The organism is Phycisphaerales bacterium, assembly GCA_016699835.1.
Lineage (GTDB): Bacteria > Planctomycetota > Phycisphaerae > Phycisphaerales > UBA1924.
This window is the reverse complement of the sequence record CP064987.1, coordinates 1277622-1300119: the sequence shown is the minus strand read 5'-3', so window position 1 is coordinate 1300119 and position 22498 is coordinate 1277622. Positions and strand designations below refer to the sequence as shown.

The following is a 22498-nucleotide window of genomic DNA, read 5'->3' as shown; positions in this document are numbered from 1 at the left end:
CCCGTTCACCAAGTCTTGGTGGCGCGTTGGTCTCGATACGCCGTGTGGCACGATTTACAGGTCGTGCCGAGCGTCTTCATCTTCGCCGAGAGCGATTCGCGATTCATAGTTCCGTCGGCAAGTTGCTCCTCAATTGCCGATCCCAGCGTCTGGGACAGCGTGATCCAATCGAGATACTCCTTCGGGCGCTCGGTCGTGTGCCTCTCGGTGGTCAGCACTCGGAACGCGTCGGCGAGTTGCCCGGCCTCGGCCGCGGGGACCAGGTCCGGGTGGTCCTTGGGGACACTCCATCCCGCCGCCTCGATCGCCTTGAGATGTTCAAAGGCGTTGTCGATCACGACCATCGCCGCGACCACGTCATCTGGACGTGAGACCTCAGGAAAGTTCGCGTCCACGCGGTCCAAGGTCTCGTCATCGAGTCGCGTCCCCTCTTCGACGCACGAGAAAAGCCCGAGATACGCCGGCGACGTCCCCGAAACGTGCATGCGTTCCACGGCCTCGTCGGTGCTCATCCATCCAAGACCCACGGCCACGGCAGCGGCCGCCCCGGCGCTGCGGTGCTTGCCGTGGTGGCAATGGATGTACACGGGCCCCTCGTTGAGGGCGTCGCGGGTCGCGCGGATGATCTCCACGCGACGCTGCTCGTCGAAGCCGTTGTACCCGATGGGCAAGTGGATGTATCGGAGACCGTGCGACTTGGCGACATCTAGTTCAGGCACGGACCCGTCCACGCTGATGATGGTCTTGATGCCCCAGAGGTGCAACGTCTTGAAACCCTCCTCGCCCTCGGGGACGGAGCCGGAGTAGAAGCCGTCGTGATAGGTGACGACGTTGTGCAGGCCGGGGTAGTTTGTCGGCCTCGCGTCGGCGAGCGCCGGCGCATCAGCGGGCGGTGTTACAGCCTGGTCATGATTCGACGCGTTGTGTCTCCCGGCGCAGGAAACCAGTGCGACTCCAAGGCCTACCGCGATGGAGAGGCACGCTCGGCGTGTGTTCGAGCGGATCAATCGTGGGTGATTCATGAACGATACTCCCAGGATGGTGGGCGACATCTCAACGACCCGACGTACGATACCCCACCCTCTGTGACGCATACAGACACCGCGGATGAAGAGTTCCACCGGAGGACTCGAGACCCGAGTGCACGCTTGATTCCTACGCTTGGAATCGATGTTGCCACGAGGACCGAGTAGCCGCGAACGATTCAGGGCGTATCTTGAGAGGCGTGCCGAGCGAGCCAGGGCCTCGAAGAAGGACCAGCCGAGAGATCAGGCCGTCTTATCGCCGCCTCCAGACGCGTTCGAGGCGGCGTCGGAGCGAAAGCAGAACAAACTCAAGCGATCACGCACGTTCTTCGTGCTCTTCAAGGAGTTCTGGAGGCTCCTTCGCGGGCACCAGCGCACGTGTGTCCTCGCGCTGGGAACCCTGAGTATCTCCTCGCTCGTGGGCCTCATCGCCCCTGCATCGACCAAGGCCGCGATCGACTACATTCTGACGGATAGCCCGGGGCCAGGCGGGATCCCACCCTGGATCCGCGAGACCTTCTCGCTTCCCCAGTCTCGTGAGGCGCTGCTCTGGCGGCTGGGTGTGGCGCTGGTAGCCGTCGCGCTGGTGACCGTGGCCTTCAGCATGTGGGGACGGTTCCAGATGACGCGCCTCACCAAGCGCGTACAAGTGGGCCTCCGGCGTCAGGCCTTCGAGCATGCCGTGCAGTTGCCGCTGCATCGCATCCACGCCCACCGCAGCGGCGGCGTCTCGAGTCTCCTGCGTCAAGACGCGGGCGAGGCGGGCAACCTGCTCTTCAGCATGATCTACAACCCATGGCGGGCCGTCGTCCAACTCCTGGGCACGCTCGTCGTGCTCTCATGGGTGGACTGGCGAATGCTGGTGGGCGCGCTCGCGCTCATCCCCGCGGTGTGGCTCTCGCACAAGACGTGGATCGCTCGGATCCGCCCCGTCTTCCGCGATATCGGCGCCCAGCGCCAGGCGATCGACGCGTCAACAACCGAGGCCTTCGGCGGGATGCGCGTGGTGCGTGGCTTCGGGCAGTCGCGCGCCGAGAGCACACGCTTCACCCGCGCCCAGCACTTCATGGCTCGACAGGAGATGCTCGTCTGGTGGTGGTCGCGCGTGGTCGACATCGCCTGGGCCGTGATGATCCCCCTCGCCTCTGCCGCCGTGCTCGTCTACGGCGGCACGCAGGTCGTCCGGGGGAACATGACCATCGGCGACATCATGATGTTCTCGACGTATCTGCTCATGCTCTTGGGCCCGCTCGAGACGCTCTCGAGCACGGCGACGAATATCCAGACAAATCTCGCCGGGTTGGATCGCGTGCTTGATCTCTTGGCCGAGCCGCGCGAGACCGAGGCCCTGGGCAAAGTGGGCGATGAGAAGCGAATCCTCGTCGATCGTGCACAATCCTGCGGCGAGATCGAGTTCCGCGAGGTGTGGTTCGCGTATCCCAAGACGCCGGACAAGGTGCAGGGTGTCTCTGCCGCGCCGACCTCAGACGTTGGCGAGGACGTGATCCGGGGTGTGAGCCTGGTCGCCAAACCTGGCGAGACGGTGGCCCTCGTGGGACCAAGCGGCTCGGGAAAGACCACGCTCTGCAACCTCGTCGCCCGATTCTTCGATCCCACACAAGGTCAGGTGCTCTTCGATGGGGTCGATCTGCGGGCGATCGACATCACGAGTTTCCGCCGATTGCTCGGCATCGTCGAGCAGGACGTGTTCCTCTTCGACGGGACGGTCGCCGAAAACATCGCGTATGGCGATCGTCACGCCACGAGGGAGATGATCCAGCGGGCGGCCGAAGCGGCGAACGCCCACGCGTTCATCGAGGCAATGGACCGAGGCTACGACACGCTGATCGGGGAGCGGGGCGTGCGACTCTCAGGCGGCCAGAAGCAGCGCCTCGCGATTGCGCGCGCGCTCGTGGTGGATCCATTGATCCTGATTCTCGATGAGGCCACGAGCAATCTCGACGCCGAGAGCGAGGCCCTGATCCAGAAATCCCTCGCACGGATCATGCGTGGTCGGACCTCGTTCGTGATCGCACACCGGCTGAGCACCGTTCGAAACGCCGATCGGATCGTGGTGCTTGAACGCGGCGAGATTGTCGAGACAGGCCGACACGAGGACCTGCTCGCAAGGCAGGGGCGGTACGCGGAACTCCTCAGAACACAGATCGAGTCCCATTCGGTGGGCGCCATCGAGATATGATTCGATCGTCCGGTTCTCGGACGACATCTCGTTGGGGTGTCACAACCAAGTTTGAGGGAGAACTCCATGAAGAAAGCACTTTTCGTTTTGGTGGCGACGTCGTTGCTTGGCGTGGGATGCGCCAATCAGAATCGGGGCGATTCGGCCTCGATGGGTGTGGTGAACGCTCGTTGCGCGATCACCAACAGCGGCCCGGTGAATCCAGCGATCGAGCCCGCGATGTACAAGGGGCAGAAGGTCGGGTTCTGCTGCGCCGGGTGCAAGGCCAAGTGGGAGGCTTTGTCCGAGGGCGAGAAGGCCGAGCACTTCGCGGCGGCGTGTGCGACAAACTAACCGAATACGAACAAACGCAGACTCGTGCGGAAATTGATTTGCACGAGGAAATTCGTCGTGAAGCTCTGTGAGATCGGGCTGGTTTGTGGTATTCTGGGCTGCCTCATTCGGGCGGCAACGTTGGTTGGGCAGGGAGGACCAGGGGTATGCGAGGACGGCATGGGACACGCGCCGGCTGGGGCGTCTCATTGGTGGTTGCGCTCTGGAGCGTGATGATCGGTGCCGGTCGCGTGCAGGGCGACCCGGGGAGTGTGTGGACGCCGTCCGCGGCCTTTGAGGATCGCGGGGCGTTGGACATGCCGAGATCTCGGCCTGTGCGATACGGGGCGTTCCTGCTGGATCTTGATGGGATGCGCGCGCAACTGGGGTGCGATGCGAACGGCCGCGGACGATCGCATGCCGGGAACACCAATGCACGGATCTGGCTGCCGGACCCCGACGGCGTGATGCACGAGTTCGAGGTAGACGAGGTATCGATCTTTGAGCCGGCGTTGTCGGCGAAGTGGTCGAGTTGCCGGACGTTCGCGGGTCGGGGTGTGGATGAGGCGTGGCTGACGGTTCGGTGCGAGATGACGCCGGACGGGTTTGGGGCGCAGGTGCTCGGTGATGCGCGCGCGTGGTCGATCGATCCGTGGAATGTCGGGGTTTCGGGTGGGGATGCTCGGTGCGCGGTGTATCGGCATGGTGATGCGCGCGCGTTCGTGATGCAAGGGTGGGTGTGCGAGACTCAGGATGATGGGCCGGCGATCGAATCTCGCTCGGGAACGCCTCGGATCGGGACGCAGTTGCGGACGTATCGCCTGGCGATCGCGGCGACGGGAGAGTACACGGCCCTTCGCGGCGGGGTGGCTGGAGTGCAGTCGGCGATCACGTCGCTCGTCAATCGGCTGAACGGGATGTACGAGATCGAGGCGGCGATCAGTTTCACGCTGGTGGCGAACAACGACCTGTTGATCTACACAGACTCGGTGACGGATCCGTACACCAACAGCGACAACAGCACGATGCTGGGTGAGAACCAGGTGAACGTGCCGCTGGTGATCGGGAACGGCAACTTCGATCTCGGGCACGTCTTCGGGACGGCGAACGGCGGGATCGCGACGATCGGGGTGACGTGCAGCAGTTTCAACAAGGCGCGGGGAGTGAGCGCGTCGCCGTTCTCGGTGACGGATTCATACACGGTGCAGACATTCTGCCACGAAGTGGGGCATCAACTCGGCGCGAGGCACACGTTCAACGGGACGAACAACTCGTGCTCGGCGGCGAACTACTCCGCATCGGGGGCCTATGAGCCGGGGAGCGGATCGACGGTGATGTCCTACTCGTCGTTCTGCGGCGTGGACAACATCGCGGGTGGAAACGTCGGCGAGTTGTATCTGAATCAGGGGTCGTTCGATCTCATCGCGTCGCGGGCGGATGGATCGGGCTCGTGCGCGGCGGACACGGCGACGGGGAACACGCCGCCGACGCTTGACGCTGGGGCCGGGTACACGATCCCCTCGCGCACGCCGTTCACGCTGACGGCAACCGGGTCGGATGTGGATGGCGACTCGGTGACGTATTGCTGGGAGCAGCGTGATCTTGGGCCTCAACAGTCGTTGACGGCCGGGGACACGGGGAGCGGGCCGATCATCCGGAGCCGCACGCCAACAGCGGTTCCCACACGGACGATCCCGCGGCTGGCGGAGTTGCTCGCGAACACGACGGCGGCGGGCGAGATCCTTCCGACGACGACGCGGTCCCTGCACTTTCGGGTCACCGCGCGCGACAATCGCGTGGGCGGCGGGGGCGTGACGACGGATGACCTGACGCTGAATGTGGTGGGTACGGCCGGGCCGTTCCGCGTGAGTTCGCCGAACACGAACGTGAGTTGGACGGGCGCGCAGACGGTGACGTGGGATGTCGCCGGGACGGACGCGAACGGGATCAACACGGCGAGCGTCCGGATTCTGCTCTCGACGGATGGCGGATTGACCTTCCCGACGATTCTCGTGTCGAGCACGGCGAACGACGGGAGCGAGGCGGTGGTGATCCCCGATACTCCGACCTCTCAGGCACGGATCCGGGTGGAGGCGATCGGGAACATCTACTTCGACGTGTCGGATTCGAACTTTACGATTCCGTGCTCGGCACCGGCAACGGTGGCTGCGTCGGACAGCGTGTTCTGCGATCGGGTTGAGGTCACCTGGGCGGCGAGCGCGGGGGCGATCTCGTACCAGGTGTGGCGGGCGACGGTGAACAACTCGGGCTCGGCGGCGTTGATCGGGACCTCGTCGACGACGACGTATCAGGATGCGACGGGGACCGTTTCGACGCCGTATTACTATTTCATCAAGACGGTGACGGGCGGATGTGTGAGCGCGTTCAGCGCGTCGGACGTGGGGACGAAGAGCCCCTTGGTGGGCGTGCCGACGAATGTGACGGCGAGTGATGGGGCGTTCTGCGACCGGGTTACGGTCTCGTGGGACCCGTTCCCAGGGGCGACGGAGTATCGCGTGCAGCGTGGGGCGGGGGACTCGATCATCGGGTCGGCGAATCTCGGGTTCTTCTCGGGGACGTCGTTCGAGGATACAACGGCGAACCCCGGGCAGACGTATTACTACTTTGTGCGGGCGACGACTTCGTGCGGCGTGACGTCGTATGCGCCGAGCGAGACGGGCTTCCGCGGGGCGGCACCGGAGAGCGTGTCGGGTGTTGCGGCGACAGGCGATTGTGACGGCGTGGTCGTGGGATGGACGACGAACGCGACGGCCACGACTTACGAGGTATTCCGCGATGCCGATGGGGTGTTCGCGAGCGCGGTTTCGCTGGGAAGCGTGGCGGAGCCGTCCTTCGACGACGAGACGGCAGCGGCGGGGACTTCATACACCTACTGGGTTGTGGCGTCGAACACGTGCGGCGCGGGGGGCGTGGGGAGTCCGGGCGTGGGTGCGCGGTTGACGCCGCCGGCGGCTCCGACGGGGTTGGCGGCGAGCCAGGCGACTCTCTGCGGGCAGGTCGATCTCGCGTGGGATGCCGAGGTGAGCGCGACGGGATACGAGGTTCTCCGGAGCACGACGAATGATGAACTCACGGCCACGGTCGTGGGCACGCCGACGTCGGCGTCGTTGATCGATTCGGGCGTGACGCCAGGTACAACCTATTTCTACTGGGTTCGAGCGATCTCGGCGTGCGGAACGGGTGCGTTGTCGGCTTCGAGTTCGGGTTCGTCGGCGGCGCCGGTGTCGATCACGAGCGAGCCGGTCGCGATCTCGATCTGTCCTGGTGAGGACGCGACATTCACGGTCGTTGCGACGGGGCAGGGGCCGCTTTCGTACCAGTGGTATCGTGACGAGGCGCCGGTTGGGAGCGATCAGGCGTCATTTCCGATGGTCGGGGTGCAGGCGGCGGATGATGGCGCAATGATCCGATGTGACGTGACCAATCTTTGCGGCACGGTCTCGTCGTCGAGTGTGACGCTTGAGGTTGGGCTGTGTCCGACACGTTTGTATGCGGATGCATCGGCGCTCGCGGGCGGCGATGGCTTGTCCTGGGCGACGGCGTTTCAGAATGTGCAGGACGCGCTCACGCTCTCGACAACGGAGTTGACGGTGTCGGAGATCTGGATCGCGGAGGGGATGTATCTCCCAACGACGGGCGTGGATCGATCGGCGTCGTTCTCGCCCCGGGGCGGACTGGCGCTCTATGGCGGATTCCCAGCGGGTGGTGCCGGAAACCTGGCAGAGGCCGATCCCGCCTCGCATCCCACGCGGCTTTCGGGCGATCTGCTCCTTGACGATGGGACGGTGGGGACGAGCGACAACTCGTACCACGTGGTGCTCGGACCGACGATGGGGAAAGTGAGTCTGGTGGGCCTGACGATCGAGGGCGGAAACGCGGATGGGATCGCGCCGGATGATGCGGGCGGCGGCGTGGTTGTTCGGGGGGGCGGGACGCTCGAGATCCGCGAGTCGATCGTTCGCGGGAACTCGGCGCTCACGCTCGGCGGGGGCGTCATGGTGGTCTCGGAGGGCGAACTGGTGGTGACGCGATCCACGCTTGTGGCGAACACCGCGGGGCAGGGTGGAGGTGTTGGTCTGCTCGGGTTGCCTGGGTTGAACGCGAACGCGTCGATCCTCTCTTCGACGTTGAGCGGGAACAGCGCCGGCAGTTCGGGCGGAGCGATCGCGGGTATCGCGGACTGCACGTTGACCGTGGTCGCCTCGACGATTGCGGCGAACGACGGCTTGGTCGACGCGGGCGGAGTTGTGTGGGCGGGCGGCCCGTGTGTGATACAGGGCACAATCGTCTGGGGGAACACATCGCCTCTCGTGCAGGACTTCTCCGGGTTGATCACCATGAGCGGGCACAACCTGATCGGCGATGTCTCCGGTGTGGCGGGACTTGTCGTGACGGATGTGGTGGGCGTCGATGCGAATCTTGGCGTGCTGACGGGCAATGGCGGGCCGACGCCGACACACGTTCCGGCGTTCGGCAGCCCGGCGATCGACGCGGGAGATCCGGCGGGATGTGGGCTCATCGATCAGCGCGGGCAGGCGCGTCCACAGGACGGCGATGGATTCCTGGGGGCACGATGCGACATTGGTGCGGTCGAGGCGCCCATGCATTGTTTGGCCGACTTTGACGATGGAACGGGAACGGGCAATCCGGACGGCGGCGTCACGATCGATGATCTGCTGTATTACGTGAGCCTGTTTGATGTGGGCGACACGCGGGCCGACGTGGACGATGGCTCGGGCACGGGAACCCGCGACCTGGGCGTGACGATCGACGATTTGCTGTATTATCTCGCCCGGTTTAACACGGGGTGCTGAATGACTCATGTTTCTGCACGATCGTAGATCGGGTTGTTCGAAATCGATGAATCTGGTAGTCTGGGCGGATTGTGAACGACTGTTCCGCGTCGTGGCCGTCAGCCGCGGATGTGGGCGGGCGTATGTGCTTGCGGTGTGGGCGTAGTTCTGGAGGGCCGATCATGCGACTCGTGATATCTATTGGCGCGTTGGTGCTTGCGGGGTCATGCGGCGTGGCGTTTGGCCAGGGACGGATGATCGCAATCGATTCGGCCCGAGCGATGTATGAACTGAATATGGCCGATGGCACGCGGACGTCGATCGGGAGCGCCACGACGAACGCGGGCACAACGGGCGGGCTGGCGTATGACTGCCAATCGGGGACGATGTATCTCACGTCGACCTCGCTGGACTCGCTCTTCACGCTCGATGTGACGACGGGGCAGGCGACGCTCGTGGGGGCGTATGGCGACTCGGCGATCGTGATGCACGGACTCGAATGGGACAGCGCGAACCAGACGCTCTATGGCATGTCGTCGCACAACAACGGGCTGTACACCATCAACACCACAACCGGGGCGGCGACGCTCGTGGGGACGTCGTTCCTGCTCTCGTTCACCAATCTCGGATACGACTCCGACAACGACATCATGTACGCGACGAACACGACCACGCCCGACAGTTTCCATCGCATGGATCTGGCGACGGGAGCAACGACGTACATCGGCGACCTGAACGGGCCGACGAATCCGCACGGGCTGGCGTACAACACGGCCAACCACACGATGTACATCATCTGCAGCAACACCGATACGTTGTACACGGTCGATCTGGCGTCGGGGGCGACTACGGTGGTGGGGGCGCTGGGGTCGGCGAACTATCTGGGATTGGCCTACATCCCCGAGAGTTGTGGTGGGGGACCCGTGTGTGTGGCGGATGTGGACGATGGGTCGGGTTCGGGCGTGTCCGATGGGGCCGTCACGATCGATGATTTGCTCTATTACCTGGGACTCTTCCAGGCCGGAGATATTGGCGCCGACGTGGACAATGGGACGGGGACGGGGACGACGGATTCGGCCGTGACGATCGATGATCTTCTGTATTTTCTCGTGCGGTTTGGCGAGGGGTGCTGAGCGCCCTCGTTTTCATTGAACACGGAAAGGATACCGAGATGAAGCGAACACTCCAGAATGTGGAGAACGGGCTGATGGTGCGAGCGTGTGCCGCGGGCGTGGCGTTGGCGAGTCTGGCGGGGGGTGTGCAGGCGCAGACGATCACCGAGTTGTACCACGAGGGTGACGTCATCAGCATGCCCGATTCGAGCGTGGTGGGGGCGGCGACGGCGTTCAACGGCGTGTCCGTGAACGACGGCGGATCGCACATGGTCGAGATCGACACCGACGGCGCGACAACCTCGGACGTCGTGGTGGCGCGGAACTTCGTCGTGATCGCGCGCGAGGGCGATCCGGTCGCGGCTCGGGCGGGCGTGACGGCGACGAGTTTCGACTCGGTGCACCTCAATACGAGCGGGAACGTGGCGTGGAATCGCACGCTCGCGGGGACGGGATCGACCTCGACGGATTCGGCGCTGATGTTCGGGCAGACGCTGGTGCTGCAGGAGAGCTTTGTTTCGCTCTCGCCGGGTTTCGGGAATCCGACGCCCTACATCGGCTTCTTCGAGGTGCTGACGGACGATTCGAACGATTTCCTCGTGATGGCGAGCGTGGACGACCCGAACATCGCCTCGACGGTGGACCGCGCGGTGGTGCTGTTTGATTATGACCCGAATCAGAACACGTTCGTGGAGAATGTGCTGATCAAGGAGGGCGACACGCCGGCGGGCCTTGCCGGGCCGATCACCGACTTTGGTACAACGTTCGAGTCGATGTCGCGGAGCAGCAGCGGCAACCACTTGATGCTGACACTCGAGGTCTCGGGCGGGACGGGCGACGCGGTGTGGCTCGATGGCTCGCTCGTGGCTCGCGAGGGCGACCAGAGCCCGATCTCCGGGCGGAACTATCGCATCCTGAACGACGTGCCGATCGATGTGAACAACAACGGCGAGTACGTCATCCGCGCCATGCTGGACGGGGATACGGCGAGTGACACCGTTATTCTCAAGAACGGCACGACGGTGATCGCGCAGGAGGGCGGGAGCGTGCCGGGAGTGCCGGGCTTCTCGTTCACGGGGTTCGGGTCCGGTGGCGTCTTCATTGGCGACGATGGCAACGTGATCTGGTTCGGCGACTGGGACGACCCGGACACGACGCGCGACAGAGGCATCTTCCGCAATGACGAACTCGTGCTTCAGGAGGGTGTGACGGATGTGAACGGCAACACCGTGGTCGAGATCCTCGGCGTGTCGGACGGCTACGACGCCAGCCCGAGCGGGCGATACGTGATCGTGAAGGTGCGATACGCGGCGAGTGCCGACGGGGTGGTGCTCATCGACTTCGGTGCAACGACGTGCGTCGCCGACGTGGACGACGGCTCGGGCACGGGCACGCCCGATGGTGGCGTGACCATCGATGACCTGCTCTACTACCTTGCCATCTTCAACGCGGGGTCGGTTGATGCCGACGTGGACAACGGGACGGGCACGGGCACGACCGACGGCGGCGTGACCATCGACGATCTGTTGTACTATCTCGCTCGCTTTAATGCGGGGTGCTGAGTCGAAATCGACCAGACAGCGTGAGAACACCGATCGGGCCTGGCCTCGTGCCGGGCCTTTTCTATGTTGATACCCTCCTGCCAGCGCGAGAGCATCCCATGGGCATTGTGCCTTTGGATTCCCGCGACCCGGAGGACAGCGACGAATGGCGACGCGGACGACGAAGGCGATCCGGAAGACGCGGACCTCATCGAAGGCAAAGGTCACCACGGGGGCGCGTGGTGCGAGGACAACGGGCGAGATGGGCAGGCCGGCGCGTCGTTCAACATCCATTGTTCCCGTCGGCCTCGTGCAGACATCGTGCGTCGCCGATCCATCGGAGAACCGGGCGAGGCAGGTGCGGCTGGTCGAGCGGGCGGCGGAGTCGGGCGCGCGGGTGATCTGCACGCAGGAACTCTTCGCGAGCCAGTACTTCTGCCAGAGCGAGGACCATCGGTTCTTCGGGCTGGCCGAGTCGATCCCGGGACCGAGCACGGACGCGTTCTCACGGATCGCGAAGAAACACGGCGTGGTGATCGTCGCGAGCCTCTTCGAGCGTCGGGCGACGGGCCTCTATCACAATACGGCGGCGATCATTGACGCCGACGGCTCGCTCATGGGCGTCTATCGGAAGATGCATATCCCCGATGATCCGCTGTTCTACGAGAAGTTCTATTTCACGCCTGGCGATGCGCCGGCGGGGCACGGCACGGCGAGTACGGTCGGCGGCGAGGACGAGGCCGGGTTCCGCGTGTGGAAGACGCGCCACGCGAAGATCGGTGTGCTCATCTGCTGGGACCAGTGGTTCCCGGAAGGGGCGAGGCTCACGGCGCTCCAGGGCGCGGAGATCCTTTTCTATCCCACGGCGATCGGCTGGCACCCGTCGGAGCGCGAGGAATATGGCGAGGCGCAGCACGACTCGTGGGAGACGATGATGCGGTCGCACGCGATCGCGAACGGGTGCTATGTCGTCGCGGTGAATCGCATCGGGCACGAGCGTGTGCTTGGGGCGGATGGCAAGCCCGTGAGCAAGGACGGACTGGTCTTCTGGGGGCAGTCGTTCGTGGCCCAGCCCGATGGGCAGGTGGCGTTCCGCGCGACGCCGGAAAAGGAGCAGGTGGCGGTGGTGGATTGCGACCTGTCGCGTGTGGAGTTCAGCCGGACGCACTGGCCGTTTCTTCGGGATCGGCGTGTGGATGCGTATGGCGGATTGGTGCGGCGGTTTCTAGATCGATAGTTTGATGAACTGATGTGATCACCAGAAGCACCGCTCTGGAGAGCGGTGCCACCTACGGACCCACCGATGCCGACTCCACGACGAGCCACGAGTGCGAAGAGTTTGCTCCAGCGGAAGACGCCCCGGTCGCTTGGGTACTCGTTCCCGGCGGAGTGGTCTCGGCAGCGGGGGGTGTGGCTCTCGTGGCCTCGGCCCGAGGGGATCAGTTTCCCGGGGCGATACCACACGATCGGGCCGGGGCTTGCGGCGATCGTGCGCGAGATCGCGCTCCGGGAAGAGGTCCACATCAACGTCCCCAACGAGAACTGGGAGCACATCGTCCGGCGAGAACTGGCGCTCTTTGGCGGGCCGGATGAACGCTCGATGCGGCGCGTGTACTTCCACTTCGTCAAGACCAACGAGTGCTGGTGCCGGGATCACGGGCCGGCGTTCGTCACGCGGATGCACCGCGGGAAGAGGCAACTCGCGGTCGTCGATTGGGGCTTCAACGCGTGGGGCGGGAAGTATCCGCCGTATGGCGACGACGACGACGTGCCGACGCGTGTCGCCGAGGAGTTCGGCCTGCCGCTCTTCAAGCCGGGGATCGTGATGGAGGGCGGCGCCGTCGAGTTCAATGGGAAGAGCACGGTGCTGACGACCGAGCAGTGCCTCCTCCACAAGAACCGAAATCCGGGATTGTCCAAGGCACGGATCGAGCGATACCTCAAGGACTATTACGGGCAGTCGCACGTCTGCTGGCTCGGCGACGGGATTGAGGGCGACGACACGGACGGACACATCGACGATCTCGCGAGGTTTCTCGATCCCAAGACCATCGTCGTGGGCGTTGAGGACGACCCGCGCGACGCGAACTACAAGGTGCTCCAGGAAAACCTGCGGCGGGCACGCTTGCTCAAGGATCAGGACGGGCGGGCGTTCGATATCGTGACGGTCCCGATGCCCGGCGTCGTGGAGATCGACTCGCAACGCCTCCCGGCGACGTACCTGAACTTCCTGTTCATCAACGGGGCCCTCCTCGTACCGACGTTTGGGCACAGGAACGACCGGGTCGCGATGGAGAACCTTCAGAAGCACATGGACACGGGGCGGAGCGCGGGCGGGCGGCGGCAAGTCGTGGGGATCGACTGCCGCGACCTGATCTGGGGGCTTGGCGCGATCCATTGCCTGACGCAACAGATGCCACGGGTGTAAGCAACAACCTCCAGGCAGGGTTCAAGTGAAGAACCGAGTGAGCGTGATTTGTCGGCCTGTGGTACCATCGGCCCATGAAAGAGCGGCCGAGGACCGGCGCCTGGAGTCGTTGGCATGGACGTGGGGGAAGGCACCGGGTGCGCGCTGCCGGGCTCTTGATCGGCGCCACCCTCCTCTGGATGTTTGTGGCGCGATTTCTGGTCTCGGCGCAGGCCGTCGGCGTGATCGAGTCCAGCGGGCCGGTGGAATCGGTCGCGGTGCGCTGGTCGCGACCAGGGCAGGGGTCTTCGGGCGGCGTGTGGGTGATGGGTCCCGACGAGTCTCGCGGCGCGATCGTCTCGACGCGATTCCGGACTGAAGTGCCGGCGGAGCGCCTCGAATCGATCACCCTGGAGTGGTCGGCGATTCCGCCCTCGAGCGTCACGATCGTCGAGAGCGCGATCGAGTGGTCGGTCTTCGGACACGTTTTCGATCGGCGTGACACGGGCCGATGGGAGAGTGCGGCCGAGGATTCCGGTTCGCTGAAGTTCGCCAGTCGCGTGCGGATCGGAACGCTGGTGCATGGCGTGGGTTTCGGAGCGTGCCTGGCCGTGAGTGTGGTCGCGTGGGGCGTGGGCCTCGGTCTCGCGGATCGGCGAGCGCATCGATGGCTCCCCGAGGCGCTGGTGGCCTTCCTGGTCGTGCTTGTGGTGGTGTTCTTCGGGCTGATGGCGAGTGCGATGATGACGTCCGACGGCGTGACCTATGTCGCAGGCGCCGACGGCATTGTGACTAGGGGGACATTCTCGAAACTCGTCGTGTACAAGGCACCGGGGCTGAGTCTCCTCCTCGCGGGCGTGATGCGATTCACGAACGACTGGCTCGAAGGGTTCAAGTGGCTGCAACTCGTCGTGGGCATGCTCGCCGCGATGGGCGTGTACATCATCATCCGAGGCCGCGCGGGACGGGTGTGGGCGCTCGTGGGCGCCGGTGTCGTCGGCATGCATCCGATCCTGCTGACCTACTCGGCATATCTCCTGCGAGAGTCGCTCTCGGCGTCGCTGCTTGTGGGGCTGATGCTGGCGATGGCCGGGCTTGCCGCGCCGCGGCGAAGGATCTGGGCGTGCGCCGGCGTGGGCGTGATCTGCGGCCTTGGGGCGCTCCTCCGCGAGAACTTCCAGATGCTCCTCGTGCTGATCCCGCTCGGTGTCGTGGCGATCGGGCCTGTGGCGTTGGGGTGGCGCACTCGTGTGATTCGAGGCGTGGCCGTGCTGGTGGCGGGCCTCGCGACGATCCTGCCCTGGGTGACGTACAACGCCGTCTCTCGCGACGTGATTGGCGTGACCTCGCCAAAGGTCCAGATCAATCGCCTGCTCTCGGCGTGGAACGCGGGAGTCGTTGATGGCGACAACGCGACGGCGCTCGACGCCGACGGGTGGTCGGGCCTGCAGGAGTCGCTGCGTCGCGTCCAGGTCACGGATTACGAGTACTACTACATGATGATCGGGCGGGAGCAGAACGCCCGCGTGGGCCGCGGCGAGTCGGACCGGATCCCCTTTGCCGAGATCGAGGCGATGTGCAAGCGAGTCGTCGACGAGGACCGTGCACGCCATGGCCCGGAGCGGGCGCTCGCCATGCTGAACTCTTTCCTCGGGCAGACGGGCCTGTGGAACCTGCATCTGGTTCGGTCGGCGCAGGAGAACGACTGGTGGTCCAGGCCGATGCGGGCGCTCTACTTCGACCGATTCTCCACGCTGCTCTTTGACAAAGCCGCCGCCGCCGTGGACGAGCCGACCCCCGAGGACAAGGCCCGCCTCATGGAGATCCTGGAGCGTGTGGAGCATCCGATCAATCACCAGTGGACGGACTGGTGGCCACACATCTTCAACGACTGGTTCCGTGGCGCCCAGGCGCTCCGCCCGGTAGTTGCGGTGCTCTTTATCGCGGGGCTGGTGCGGCTGTGGGAGGTGGGACGGGGGAGGGACGTTGCATGGGCGAGGGCCCTGGGTGTGGTCGGGCTGGCGTGCATGGTGATGGTGTTGGCCACGGCCCTCACGGTGGCGCCGGCGAGCGATCGCTATGGCGTGCCCTACATCCCCGTCATGATTGTCGTGGGCCTCGTGGGAATCTGGGGTGTCACGCCGGGGAGTCGAAGGAGATGCTCGAACCTCGGGGTGGCCCCGTGCGAAGAGAAGGGTCCAATCTGTGAGGGGCGCACCGTCGAGATCCCGGGGAACGCCGCGGTCGAGCAGACGGCGTCGGCGTGAGGCACGATCACACGGCCCCAGTTCGGATGTGCGCCCTCGGTCCCTATCATGGATGGCGACCGGCGCCTGGCGTCGTTGGCCCGGTGGAGTTCGGGCCCCCAACGGGCCGTGGCGTCTGGTGAGTTCCGGTTCCGTCGTTCGAATCGAGTCCCTTGCCGCTGGAGTTTCAGCATGAGCGTCGAGTCCGAGCCCCATTCGAGCGCCGAGCACGTCGGCCACGTCGCCGTCAACATCAAGAAGAAGAGCGATCCGCACGCGACGCGCTGGGGGAAGTTCCTCCAGGCGGCGATCAAGTTCTCCGCGTCGGACCTCATCCTGAAGGCCGGGCAGCAGCCCAAGGTCCGCCTCCGCGGCGCGCTCAAGCCGCTCGACACCGAGCCGTTGAGCCAGGAGGAGTTCTATGGGATCGCCCAGAACATCCTCTCGGACGAGCAACTCGCCGACCTGCACAAGTTCGGCTCGGTGGACTTCGCGTACGACTATGACGACCACAACCGCTTCCGCGTGAACCTTTTCCTGGCGCGAGGGCGGATCTCGGCGGCGCTTCGTCTCATCACCAGCAACATCCGCAAGTTCGACGAGTTGTACCTCCCGCCGATCATGAGCGAGATCGCCATGCAGCCTCAGGGGATCGTGCTCCTCTCGGGCGTGACGGGCTCGGGAAAGTCCACGACGATCGCGGCGATGCTCGACTATGTCAACGAGCGCAAGCCGGTGCACATCGTGACGATCGAGGACCCGATCGAGTACATCTTCACGGACAAGAAATCGACGATCAACCAGCGCGAGATCGGGATCGACTGCCTGGACTTCAAGATCGCCCTTCGCGCCCTGGTGCGTGAGAACCCCGACGTCGTGCTCGTCGGCGAGATGCGTGACCAGGAGACCTTCGAGGCCGCCCTCCACGCCGCCGAGACGGGCCACCTGGTCTACGGCACGATCCACGCCAGCAGCACGACGCAGACGTTCAGCCGAATCTACGGCCTCTTCGAGCAGGAGGAGGTCGAGCAGGTCCGCAAGATCCTGGGGTACCAGATGCGGGCGTTCGTGTACCAGAAACTGCTGCCGACGCTGCGTCCGGAGATCCCGCGCATCCCGGGGATCGAGATCCTGGTGAACAACGCCGTCGTCCGCAAGCACATCCTCGACGCGCGCGAGGGCGAACTCCGCGAGTACTTGAAGAGCATCGAGGCGCGGCAGAGCGGCATGATCGACTTCAACGAGCACCTCGTGCAACTCGTCGAGCAGGAGTTCGTCTCGCTGCGCGTGGCGGAAGAGGCGAGCCCCAACATCGACGAGTTCCGGATGAAGATGAAGAAGTTGGGGTGAGGCACTTTGCATTAGGCACTAGGCACTAGTGATGGGCCATGGCTGGGTGGCTGAGGTAGGCCGGCTCTCTGGTGGGCCGGCTCTCCAGAGCCGGCTTCTTCACTCCTCTACGTTGTCCCCATCTTTCCCGGCCTTCCTGTACAATCCGAGGCCATGGCACGCTGTCGACTGCTGAGCGCGACGACCCGAGACGGCGCCCCCAACGTCTGGGGGACGCGGGTGCTCGCGATCCTGATGTTCGTGTTCTTCGCCCTTGCCGTGACGACGTGCCAGGCCGGCTCTCGAGGGACGCTCGGTTCTCTTCGCAACGCATCCAGCATGGGCCTTGCGGTCATTCGAGACGGCGCCCTGGTGATGGACCGTCCGCGGCTCGCGGGAGACATCCTCGTTGGACACGTGGAGGTCATCATCGACGTGGAACCGGAAGGCCGGTACCACACGCGCCTCACCCGCAGGGACACCTTCCATCAGGATTGGGTTCCTCAGTTCAGCGACTTGAGCGAGGCGCAGAAACACATGGTCGATCGCCCCGGCCCGATCGACGAGTTGTTCCGGGACCAGTTCTGGACGGCCGCACGCCAACTCACCTTCCCCATCGACTCGCGCTCGCCCCTGGCCACCACGCCCAACGCGTCGATCGTGATTCTCTCGCCGGGGAGAGGGTGGGGTGGGGCCAGAGTGCGCATGGTCCTGACGGGTCTCGCGTGGATTTTCGGGCTGGCGAGCGCCGTGGCCCTCTACGGGATGTACTGGCACATGGCCGAGGTCCAGAGGGTCGGCAAGGGCCTCTGCCCGCGTTGCCTCTATCCACTGAATCTCGACCCTGACCGAGGGGATAGCACGCCAGCGTGCACCGAGTGCGGCTGGGACCCGCGCGGGCCTGACACGATCTCGCAGTTCGACGGCCCGTCCGTGTTCACGAGCAGCGAGCGGTCGTAGTAAAGGATGGGTGAGTACGTCGAGCCGTATCGTCCCGTCTCGCGCGCCGGTCATCACGTTGAGTTCTGCACGGAGCCGCCCATGACGATCCATCCGGACATCCTGAAGTACAACGCGGCGATGAAGGGGGAGGACAGGGCCATCGGCGAGGCGCTCGCCACGGCCATCGATCGCGGGCTGGCGAAGACAGATGGGGTGGAGTGCACGATCTGGCACCGCCACCCGGTGTGGTTCATCGAGGGGAACCCGATCGTCGGCTACAGCACACTCAAGGACTCGGTGCGGCTGCTCTTCTGGAGCGGGCAGTCGTTCGATGAGCCGGGGCTGACCAACGAGGGCTCGTTCAAGGCCGCCGAGGCGCGGTACACGAGCGTGGACGAGATCAACGCGAAGACCATCGCCCGCTGGCTGAGGAAGTCGGTCGAGATCCAGTGGGATTACAAGAACATCGTGAAGCGCAAGGGCCGGCTCGAGTGGTTGAAGGGCGGGGGCGGGGGCGGGGGCGGGGGCGGCACGGGTCCGGGGCCCTCGTCGCCGGCCGCGAAGCCCGCGTCCAGAGTCACGAAGAAGACCACGAGGAAGACCACGAAGACGTCCGCCCCTACGAAGACCCCTTCACAGAACGCTTCCGGTCTCGACGCGCTCGGGGTTCTCGCGTCGAGGACGGCCGCGGGGCTGGCGGGCGTGGAGGTCGGCGTGGCGTGCGCGGGGACGCCCATCGAGAGCCGCACGTACAAAGTCCGCGGCAGGGCGTTCCTCTTCGTCCGCCCGGGGAATCTCATGCTGAAACTCACGGGCGAGTCGCTCGCGAGGGCGAAGGAACTCGCGAGGGCCGGAGGGAGCGCGAAGGGGTCGTCAAAGGCGGGCCCAAAGAAGTCGGGCCCAAAGAAGACGGGGACAACGAAGACGCTCACGGCGAACGCGGGCGCGGGAAAGACGGGCAGGCTCAGGGCCGGCGCGGGCGGGGGGAGGGGGGGCTGGGTCACGATTCGAAACGGCGGCGGCGGGCTGGTGAAGGGCCCGATCCTGTCGCGCTGGGTGAAGGAGAGCCACGCCCTCTTCGCGTGACGCTCGGCGAACACGGGCAACCGGCACGAGATCCGATCCATCATTCGACATGGGATCACGATGATCGGTGGCGGTGGATGGTGGTGGTTGGAGGTGGAACTTCGTTAGGCGGCGGCGGCGCCGGTGGGGGCCACGGCGGTTGTGGCCGGCCGGGCATTCATCGACGACTTCGCCTCGACCACCGGCAGGTGCACCACCGCGGGCGTGCCGGCGTGGGTCGCGGCTTCCGATCCCAGGTGGACGATCAGCGTCGCCGACGTTGGCCCCGTGTTCCCGCCCGAGCGGGCGGTGACGCGGTAGTGGGCGGCGCGGGTCCCGGCGGGGAGGGTGGTGTCGGTGAAGGACTTGTCTCCGGTCATGCCGAGGGTCGTCCACTCGCTAGCGTGGATCGCGGCCGTGCGACGGGACGTTGCATGGCCCGCGTCGAGGCGGCGCTCGATCGTCCAGGTGACATTCCGCACGCCGCGCGGCTGGCGCGACTTCCATTGGATGGTCAGGGCCCCGGTCGGCGCGTGGAGGTCGGCGGTGAGGGACATCGCGGCGGCGGGGGCGCCGACGGTTGTTCGTGCCGTGGCCGGCGCGGGGATCTCGGCCCTGGCATAGACCGAGGTGTCCCTGGTCGCCTCGGCGTGGACCTTGATGCGGCGGAGGGTGACGCCGAGCGCGGCCTGCAACTCGCGCTTCTTCTGCTCGAACTCCTGCGTCGCGGCGCGGTAGGCGTACATGAGATCGGCCTGGGCGTCGCGCGCCGCGCGGGCCGCGGCATACGCGTTGGCGACGAGAGATGCTTGCTCTGGCGTCAGCCCGATCTCCGCGGACCGTGCCAGAAAGACCTCGGCGTGGGTCTGGGCGAAGGCGAGCAGGGAACCGATCTCGGTGGGGACGATGCGTGCCATAGGAATGGAAGGAGTCGGCGCTCCCCGGCGACGGGTTGAGCGAAACGCGCGGGATTCCCGGAAGTTCCCGCGAGGCGGATCGGGAGACGCTCGCGCCGGGCCTCGACCCACGCCCGCCGAGCCCGTTTTAGCGCACGTTGTGCGCGATCCGGCGCGTGCGGGGCGCCGATCGGCCCGCGCGGCCACCCTTCCCGCACGCGCCGCGCGGCGGGCCTCGCGTGCTTTTCCGTGCGCCACGCGCGCTTTCCGCGAGAAAACACGCGCCGCGCCCGGCCCGGCAGGGCACGACACCAGCCACCCCCTTCCCCCCCTCCCCCCCTCCCCACCCCTCTCCACTCATCCATCCACCTCTCGGGATCCTTCACTCCCCCTGTTTCACCCGCACACCCATGATCTCGATGATCCGCCACGGAGCGCCCAGGGCGTTTCCCCCTCGGGCGCTCTTGCATCCAGGGGCAGCTTCCAGTACACTGTTCATGGGAACGGACGGGAGGAGGAAGACGAGGGAGAAGGGGTGGAGGGGAGGCGATCGGCGTGCGGAGGAGCGAGGAGAGGACACCATGATCACGACCCCAAGGCGCGCCGCGCTCGCGGCCGGCATCGCGTTGGCGATTGCGCCGCACGCGCTCGCGACGACCGAGTTCCTCTCGATGGACTCGCTGCCCGGGGCGAGCGGATGGACGTATCAGACGAGCGGAGTGACGCGTCCCGAGGGCGTGACCGCGTCCGTGTCGGGCGGCGTGCTGACGTTCAACACGATGGGCTCGGGTCATCAGCCCGGCGGCAGTTCGATCTTCTACGGCAAGACGATCACGCCCGACTGGACGCAGTCGTGGCTCATCGAGGCGGACGTCCGGCTCAACGCCTTCGAGTCCTTCTCGAACTTCCACGGCGTGTACTTCGGCGCCAGCGTGCTGTGGGTGGGCGTGTCGCCGACGCGCCTGACGTTCCCGGATCTCACCTTCGTCGCCTATGCGCCGGGGACGAACTTCCATACCTACCGATTCGAGGTGCAGACCAACGAGGCGTGGACGTTCTACGCGGACAACGTGCCGCTCAAGACGGGCGTGCTGGGCGTCGGTTCTGGCCCTCTCGCCCTCCGCATCGGCGATGGGACGGGCGGAAGCAACGGCTCCGCGTCGTACGACGCCTATCGATTCGCCCAGCCGATCCCGGCGCCGGGATGGGGCGTCGTGGGCCTCGTCGGCTATTCGGGGTTTACCACCACTCGGCGGCGGCGTGTCGCCGCGTGAAGGGCCACCCAGAACCGGGCCACCCAGAACCGGGCCACCCAGAACCGGGCCACCCAGAACCGGGCCACCCAGAACCGGGCCACCCAGAACCGGGCCACCCAGAACCGGGACACCCAGACCGGACCGCGGACGGGCGCGTCCGAGGATTCTCGCCACCGGGCCACCACAGCCCGGTCGTCGGCGCGATGGTGATGGCACGGACCGGGCCTCATCGCTCGGCATGTCACGGGCGCCACGCGCACCACCATGTGCCAACTCCCCCCAGACCCACTCCGTGTGTCGGCGACGGGTCTCACGCGGGGCCGGGAGGGTGTGGGCCGGGCCGATTTCGCGGAATCTGAACGGAAGAGGGGCCTCAATACGGTGTGGAGCGGGGCCGGAAGGGACTACACTCAGGCTCGCTCGTCCCAAGGGCGGGGCCGGCTCGCGGTGGTTGACCGCGGGGGCTCCAGTCCGGGCGAGGTTTCCCGGCGGAAGCGTCGGGATTGAGGAGAGATCGAGATGACGAAGAACACGAACGGTGTGGGCGTGCGCGCGGCGATGGCCGTCGCGGCCCTGGTTCTCACGGCGGGTGCGGCGAACGCGGCCATCGTGTACTCCACGGACTTCAACGCCCCGACGTACGGCGACGCCGCCCTTGTCGGGCAGGACGGCTGGCTGCAGACGGGCACGGTCGCGACCAACCCGCTCATGGTCGCCAACACCGGCACCAATGGCAACGTCTTCATGACGACCGGGCAGGACGCGAACCACCCCTTCGCCGCCATCACCACCGATAGCGTCCTCCTCTCGGCGGACATCGTGGTGAGCACGGCCTCGACCGCGGGTGACTACTTCCTGCACCTTTCCGACGGCGGCACGAGCGCCTTCAACGCCCGCATTTATGTCAAGTCCGACGGGGCCGGCGGGTTCGTGATGGCCATGGGCACCGCGGCCGGCGCGGTGGTCTATGGGACGACGCCCCTCACCTTCGGCACGCCGTACCGCATCACCGCCCGCTACGACTTTGTGAGCGGCCTGGCCAATGACACGGGCGAGTTGTTCGTCGATCCCGCGGGCGGATTCCCCCTCCCCGCGACGACGTCCTATGCCCTCGCCACGACCGTCGGCACCGACGCGACGACCATCGCCGCGGTCAACCTCCGCCAGGGCTCGGCGACCAACGCCCCCGGCGTGACGGTCGACAACATCGTCGTCGAGGCGGTCCCCGCTCCGGGCGCGATCGCGCTCCTGGGTCTTGGTGGACTCGTCGCCTCGCGTCGCCGCCGCGCCTGAGTCGGCCAGATCGAGTGATCAGGCATTCAACTGACATCCAAGGCCGGGGCCCCTTCGCGG

Annotated in this window: 14 protein-coding genes and 1 pseudogene; 13 read left to right on the top strand and 2 right to left on the bottom strand. The window is 65.7% G+C overall.

Features of this window, described 5'->3' with window-relative positions; genetic code table 11:
- Positions 1 to 5: 5 nt before the first annotated feature.
- Positions 6 to 1022, bottom strand: a complete 1017-nt coding sequence (locus IPK69_05380) for a cytochrome c (protein QQS10052.1) — start codon at positions 1020 to 1022, stop codon at positions 6 to 8.
- Between the two features lie 148 nt (positions 1023 to 1170).
- On the opposite strand from IPK69_05380, the gene IPK69_05375 reads away from it, so the two are divergent.
- The 11 genes and pseudogenes from IPK69_05375 (at position 1171) to IPK69_05325 (ending at position 18429) form a co-directional block, all read left to right on the top strand.
- Positions 1171 to 3225, top strand: a complete 2055-nt coding sequence (locus tag IPK69_05375) for an ABC transporter ATP-binding protein (GenBank protein ID QQS10051.1) — start codon at positions 1171 to 1173, stop codon at positions 3223 to 3225.
- Positions 3226 to 3291: 66 nt separating this feature from the next.
- A complete protein-coding gene (locus IPK69_05370; protein ID QQS10050.1) occupies positions 3292 to 3558 on the top strand; it encodes a hypothetical protein in 267 nt (88 codons plus the stop codon).
- A 146-nt stretch (positions 3559 to 3704) separates the two neighbouring features.
- Positions 3705 to 8372: a hypothetical protein gene (locus IPK69_05365; protein QQS10049.1), complete on the top strand. Its 4668-nt coding sequence runs from the start codon at positions 3705 to 3707 to the stop codon at positions 8370 to 8372.
- Between the two features lie 161 nt (positions 8373 to 8533).
- Complete coding sequence (locus tag IPK69_05360) at positions 8534 to 9484, top strand: hypothetical protein (GenBank protein ID QQS10048.1); 951 nt, start codon at positions 8534 to 8536, stop codon at positions 9482 to 9484.
- Between the two features lie 38 nt (positions 9485 to 9522).
- A complete protein-coding gene (locus IPK69_05355; protein QQS10047.1) occupies positions 9523 to 11025 on the top strand; it encodes a hypothetical protein in 1503 nt (500 codons plus the stop codon).
- Between the two features lie 241 nt (positions 11026 to 11266).
- A complete protein-coding gene (locus IPK69_05350) occupies positions 11267 to 12241 on the top strand; it encodes a carbon-nitrogen hydrolase (protein ID QQS10427.1) in 975 nt (324 codons plus the stop codon).
- 66 nt (positions 12242 to 12307) lie between these two features.
- Entirely contained in the window at positions 12308 to 13432 is a 1125-nt protein-coding gene (locus tag IPK69_05345; protein ID QQS10046.1) for an agmatine deiminase family protein, read from the top strand.
- 155 nt (positions 13433 to 13587) lie between these two features.
- On the top strand, positions 13588 to 15678 hold the full coding sequence (locus IPK69_05340) for a hypothetical protein (GenBank protein QQS10045.1): 2091 nt from the start codon (positions 13588 to 13590) through the stop codon (positions 15676 to 15678).
- Between the two features lie 171 nt (positions 15679 to 15849).
- Positions 15850 to 17007 (top strand): PilT/PilU family type 4a pilus ATPase, encoded by a 1158-nt coding sequence (locus IPK69_05335; protein ID QQS10044.1) that lies wholly within the window; start codon positions 15850 to 15852, stop codon positions 17005 to 17007.
- Positions 17008 to 17160: 153 nt separating this feature from the next.
- Positions 17161 to 17946, top strand: a complete 786-nt coding sequence (locus tag IPK69_05330; GenBank protein QQS10043.1) for a hypothetical protein — start codon at positions 17161 to 17163, stop codon at positions 17944 to 17946.
- 87 nt (positions 17947 to 18033) lie between these two features.
- Positions 18034 to 18429 (top strand): annotated as a pseudogene (locus tag IPK69_05325) (DUF1801 domain-containing protein).
- A 689-nt stretch (positions 18430 to 19118) separates the two neighbouring features.
- Here IPK69_05325 and IPK69_05320 read toward each other — a convergent pair.
- Positions 19119 to 19910, bottom strand: a complete 792-nt coding sequence (locus IPK69_05320) for a hypothetical protein (GenBank protein QQS10042.1) — start codon at positions 19908 to 19910, stop codon at positions 19119 to 19121.
- Between the two features lie 560 nt (positions 19911 to 20470).
- Between IPK69_05320 and IPK69_05315 the strand changes: the two genes are divergently transcribed.
- Complete coding sequence (locus tag IPK69_05315; protein QQS10041.1) at positions 20471 to 21163, top strand: hypothetical protein; 693 nt, start codon at positions 20471 to 20473, stop codon at positions 21161 to 21163.
- A 501-nt stretch (positions 21164 to 21664) separates the two neighbouring features.
- Complete coding sequence (locus IPK69_05310) at positions 21665 to 22438, top strand: PEP-CTERM sorting domain-containing protein (protein QQS10040.1); 774 nt, start codon at positions 21665 to 21667, stop codon at positions 22436 to 22438.
- Positions 22439 to 22498: the final 60 nt, after the last annotated feature.

What these genes read in the sequence shown, in the direction of transcription:
- IPK69_05380 (QQS10052.1), bottom strand. Translation starts at nt 1,022, where the DNA reads ATGAATCACCCACGATTGATCCGCTCGAACACACGCCGAGCGTGCCTC.
- IPK69_05375 (QQS10051.1), top strand. Translation starts at nt 1,171, where the DNA reads ATGTTGCCACGAGGACCGAGTAGCCGCGAACGATTCAGGGCGTATCTT.
- IPK69_05360 (QQS10048.1), top strand. Translation starts at nt 8,534, where the DNA reads ATGCGACTCGTGATATCTATTGGCGCGTTGGTGCTTGCGGGGTCATGC.
- IPK69_05350 (QQS10427.1), top strand. Translation starts at nt 11,267, where the DNA reads ATGGGCAGGCCGGCGCGTCGTTCAACATCCATTGTTCCCGTCGGCCTC.
- IPK69_05315 (QQS10041.1), top strand. Translation starts at nt 20,471, where the DNA reads ATGATCACGACCCCAAGGCGCGCCGCGCTCGCGGCCGGCATCGCGTTG.
- IPK69_05355 (QQS10047.1), top strand. Translation starts at nt 9,523, where the DNA reads ATGAAGCGAACACTCCAGAATGTGGAGAACGGGCTGATGGTGCGAGCG.
- IPK69_05345 (QQS10046.1), top strand. Translation starts at nt 12,308, where the DNA reads ATGCCGACTCCACGACGAGCCACGAGTGCGAAGAGTTTGCTCCAGCGG.
- IPK69_05365 (QQS10049.1), top strand. Translation starts at nt 3,705, where the DNA reads ATGCGAGGACGGCATGGGACACGCGCCGGCTGGGGCGTCTCATTGGTG.
- IPK69_05330 (QQS10043.1), top strand. Translation starts at nt 17,161, where the DNA reads ATGGCACGCTGTCGACTGCTGAGCGCGACGACCCGAGACGGCGCCCCC.
- IPK69_05370 (QQS10050.1), top strand. Translation starts at nt 3,292, where the DNA reads ATGAAGAAAGCACTTTTCGTTTTGGTGGCGACGTCGTTGCTTGGCGTG.
- IPK69_05310 (QQS10040.1), top strand. Translation starts at nt 21,665, where the DNA reads ATGACGAAGAACACGAACGGTGTGGGCGTGCGCGCGGCGATGGCCGTC.
- IPK69_05320 (QQS10042.1), bottom strand. Translation starts at nt 19,910, where the DNA reads ATGGCACGCATCGTCCCCACCGAGATCGGTTCCCTGCTCGCCTTCGCC.
- IPK69_05335 (QQS10044.1), top strand. Translation starts at nt 15,850, where the DNA reads ATGAGCGTCGAGTCCGAGCCCCATTCGAGCGCCGAGCACGTCGGCCAC.